Genomic DNA, 3184 nt, shown 5'->3' on the forward strand with positions numbered 1-3184 from the left:
GGCGTGAGCCGCGAAGCTGGCGTTGCTGAAGTCTTTGGCACCTGTGTGATCAGATGATGTACCTGCTTCGCGGCTCACGCCGCTCCCACGAGCAGTCAGCCCGCGCGGGAATAACGTGGGCGGCGAAGTGGGTTTTCCGCTCTGGCCCTTTGTGTTGTTGGCGGCGCTGTAGTCCGAGTATCGACTCCCCCGTAAGCTCGATCCATCGACTCTTACGGTCCCGGATACGCCGAGTTTGCCCTGCTTATAAAGGTGCATTTCTCCAGGGCAAAATTGGATATGATCCAGCGCCGGACACATCTCCAGGTCCTTGGGGAAGGGGTGATGCAGCGTCGGCATTCCATTTCAACCAAGGGGGATGTATGCGGCATGTTCTTATCGCGCTGTTCGTAGTTTGTATGTTGCCCGCCTGTGTCAGCACTAAAACCGTAAAGGCAGATGTGCCAGCACTGCAGCAGGCTGGTCACCAGACGGTGATCGTCAGCAAGCGGGAGTTGCCATCGTTTGGCGCAGTGACTGCTGGCAAGGCGGGGTTTGGCTTGATTGGTGCTGCCGCGATTATTTCCGCCGGAAATACGATTGTCAGAGAGAACCAGATCGAAGACCCGGCCGTGGCGATCGCCGACGGGCTTAGTCGGGCGTTGGCGGAGAAATTGTCCGTGCCAGTGCGTTTGGCGGATGGCCTGCTGGACTCGACCAATCCTGCTGCGATGGCCAAGCAATACCCCGGCGCGGGTTTGCTGCTGGACGTCCAGACCGTCAACTGGAGCTTCGCGTACTTCCCGGCCGACTGGAACAACTACCGGGTCATCTACAGCGTGAAACTGCGCTTGATCGATACGCGCACGGGCAAGCTTGTGGCTGAGGGCTTCTGCGCGCGGGTCCCAGAGTACAGCGATGATGCACCCAGCCACGAGCAGTTGCTTGGAAACAGTGCCGCCGAGCTCAAGGCGCGCTTGAAGCGTTCGGGTGAGCAGTGTCAGGAAGAGCTGAAGTCGCAAACTCTTGGCTTGACCTGATCAAGATTGATCGGCCGCGGCAATCTGATGCCAGGGAGAAAACAGGGGAGAAAACAGGGGTCAGAGTCGGATTTACACTCTGCCCCCTTTCTGCTTTTAATGGAGCCGACAGACGCGTGTTGGCCAAGGCCCTTTGGATCATCCGCAAGAATGATCAGCAGTACAGGACTATCTCCAGATCTCGGTTGTGATGTAGCTGTAGTCTCTGTTGTTGCAGGCCTCTATGGTTGCAGTCCCGTCGTGCATGCCGAGCGACAGCGATCTCGTGCCGCAGGTGACAGCACGAGATGCCCAAAGCCATCTTTGGTGGTGAGCAGATTCGCCCAAGCTGCAGCCAGGAAGAAAGTTGGCGTTCCAAGTGACAATGGAACCACTGACCCCTTCCCACTCCGCGTCCGCATGTACGGCGAATCCACCCGGATCTCCACGATAGACGGAGCCAGGGCCATCCATGACGATGCTCATGGTTGCATCGCAGAAGGCGCGTGAGGCGCTGGCGGAGGATTTGCTGCTGGATCCCGTTGTATTTGGGCGCGGGCCACTTCCACCGCAGGAAAGCAGCGTTTGTGTCTCCTTGGTAAGAATTGATACCCCGGTGCGGGCTACTTGTCCTCCATATCTGGCGCAGTACTTGTCGAGTTTGGAGAGCGCATCCTCGGATTGGCGGGATGCGTCCAGCTCCAGTTTTCCGTCGGCCTCCACGGTATGTATGAGCGCCACGTAATCACCCGTATGCAGGCGATATGTTCGCAATAGAACTGCCGATGTCCTTGTCAATGAGACATCGCGTGAAGTCGACTCCGACACCAGGGTGAAAGAATCCGCGATGTGTCGCTGCCCATGTTGCGCTGCGGATGCTTGGGCAATGGAGAACGCGAGGGCTAATGAAATTCCGATCTTGAAATTCAACCTACTCTCTCCTTGAGCTGCTGATTCGAATCTTATGAAGGTGTGCTGGTGCGCCCTTGTAGGTGTATTGAGCAAGCATCCGGAGTCCGGATGGATGCAAGAACGCCAACGGCAAGTTGATGCGCGCCGTCGTCACGCAATGAGACACAGCCGGCTTCCTACTGTGATCGAGGACAGGGGGCGAGAACAGGCGGTACAGTCGGATTCTCGCTCTGATTCCGCTTCATTTCTGTGTAGTGAAAACCTGAAAGCCAGCAAAAACCGGAGTCAAGGTCGGGTTTTGCGACTCGCATCTTCGCTCACTGTTCCAGTGAGTTGAAAGGTGAGGCGAACGGGGTCAGGTTCACTTCCGAGCCGGTAATTTGAACTGTGTATCTGCCCTTTGAGGCGATGCGGCCAAGCCGTAGGGAGTAGTCGCAATGACGATGAAAACCGGGGTCAGAGTCGGGTTTCCGCTCTGGCCTTTTGAATTGCTGCCAGTGACGTAGTCCGCGTGTCGGGCTGAAAAAAACAGTGGTCAGAGTCGAGTTTCCCGAACATGCGCTCTGTTCAGTAGAGCGGCCCTGACTCTGCGAGCTGATTGGTGCTGTTCTACAAGGTGCAAGCACGCAGGCAGGCGCTTTTGCGCTCGTAACATGAACGCTTCGCTTTCGAAATCACGCCGTTGAAACATCACCGTGGCACTATTCTCGGATAACGCAATCCGCTGCTTTGATCTGACGAGAAGGTGGTTCTTCAGTGGTGCTGGTGCACCCTGCCTTCTGCTCAGATGAGCAGCAATCTGATCATTGTGTAGTCGCAGGAACGATCAGGATTTTGCGGTTCTCTGTCGCTCGGCAAAGCTGTTTTATGGCGCGGTGTAGCCCAAGCGTTGAAGGACTGCAGGATGTCCCTGAGATGTCCGTGATGCGGTTGCCAATCGTGGCTGTCCTTGATCCGCAGCTGCGCCGTTCCACTGTTTTCACTTGTGCCGCGAAAGGAAGAAATGATGAAGTGCCCCATCTGCACGGACGTGAATTTGACCATGTCCGACCGGCAAGGAATTGAAATCGACTATTGCCCACAGTGCCGCGGAGTCTGGCTGGACCGGGGCGAGCTGGACAAATTGATCGAGCGATCCGTTGCCGATGGGCCTGTCCTAGATTTTGTGTAAACGGGTCACCGGCAGGAAACTGCCATCTGACCTGGAGACACCATGAGTTCACGCAAACATGAAGTACCCAACGAGTTGCTGAGCAGCTTGTTGGCTAACTACA

Annotated in this window: 4 protein-coding genes and 1 pseudogene; 2 read left to right on the forward strand and 3 right to left on the reverse strand. The window is 56.2% G+C overall.

The annotated features are described in order from the left end of the window. Nucleotides 1–339, reverse strand: a 339-nt coding sequence (locus QMX78_RS20850) for a hypothetical protein (protein WP_282273252.1), incomplete at its 3' end; no start/stop codon positions are given. A gap of 134 nt (nucleotides 340–473) precedes the next feature. Here QMX78_RS20850 and QMX78_RS20855 point away from each other — a divergent pair. Then, on the forward strand, nucleotides 474–1019 hold the full coding sequence (locus QMX78_RS20855; RefSeq protein WP_282273254.1) for a hypothetical protein: 546 nt from the start codon (nucleotides 474–476) through the stop codon (nucleotides 1017–1019). 168 nt (nucleotides 1020–1187) lie between these two features. Here QMX78_RS20855 and QMX78_RS20860 read toward each other — a convergent pair whose 3' ends face one another. Then, on the reverse strand, nucleotides 1188–1928 hold the full coding sequence (locus tag QMX78_RS20860; protein WP_282273256.1) for a hypothetical protein: 741 nt from the start codon (nucleotides 1926–1928) through the stop codon (nucleotides 1188–1190). 765 nt (nucleotides 1929–2693) lie between these two features. Beyond that, on the reverse strand, nucleotides 2694–2954 hold the full coding sequence (locus tag QMX78_RS20865; RefSeq protein ID WP_282273259.1) for a hypothetical protein: 261 nt from the start codon (nucleotides 2952–2954) through the stop codon (nucleotides 2694–2696). Between QMX78_RS20865 and QMX78_RS20870 the strand changes: the two are divergent. Beyond that, a pseudogene (locus tag QMX78_RS20870) lies at nucleotides 2917–3054 on the forward strand (zf-TFIIB domain-containing protein); the annotation flags it as partial. The gene QMX78_RS20865 and the pseudogene QMX78_RS20870 overlap by 38 nt on opposite strands. Between the last annotated feature and the right edge of the window lie 130 nt (nucleotides 3055–3184).

The sequence above is a fragment of the Stenotrophomonas sp. PS02298 genome, from assembly GCF_029959445.1.
In the GTDB taxonomy this organism is placed as follows: domain Bacteria; phylum Pseudomonadota; class Gammaproteobacteria; order Xanthomonadales; family Xanthomonadaceae; genus Stenotrophomonas.

Bases quoted from the DNA above. Each gene is read 5' to 3' on its own strand.
- QMX78_RS20865 (WP_282273259.1), bottom strand. From the start codon at position 2,954: ATGGTCAAATTCACGTCCGTGCAGATGGGGCACTTCATCATTTCTTCC.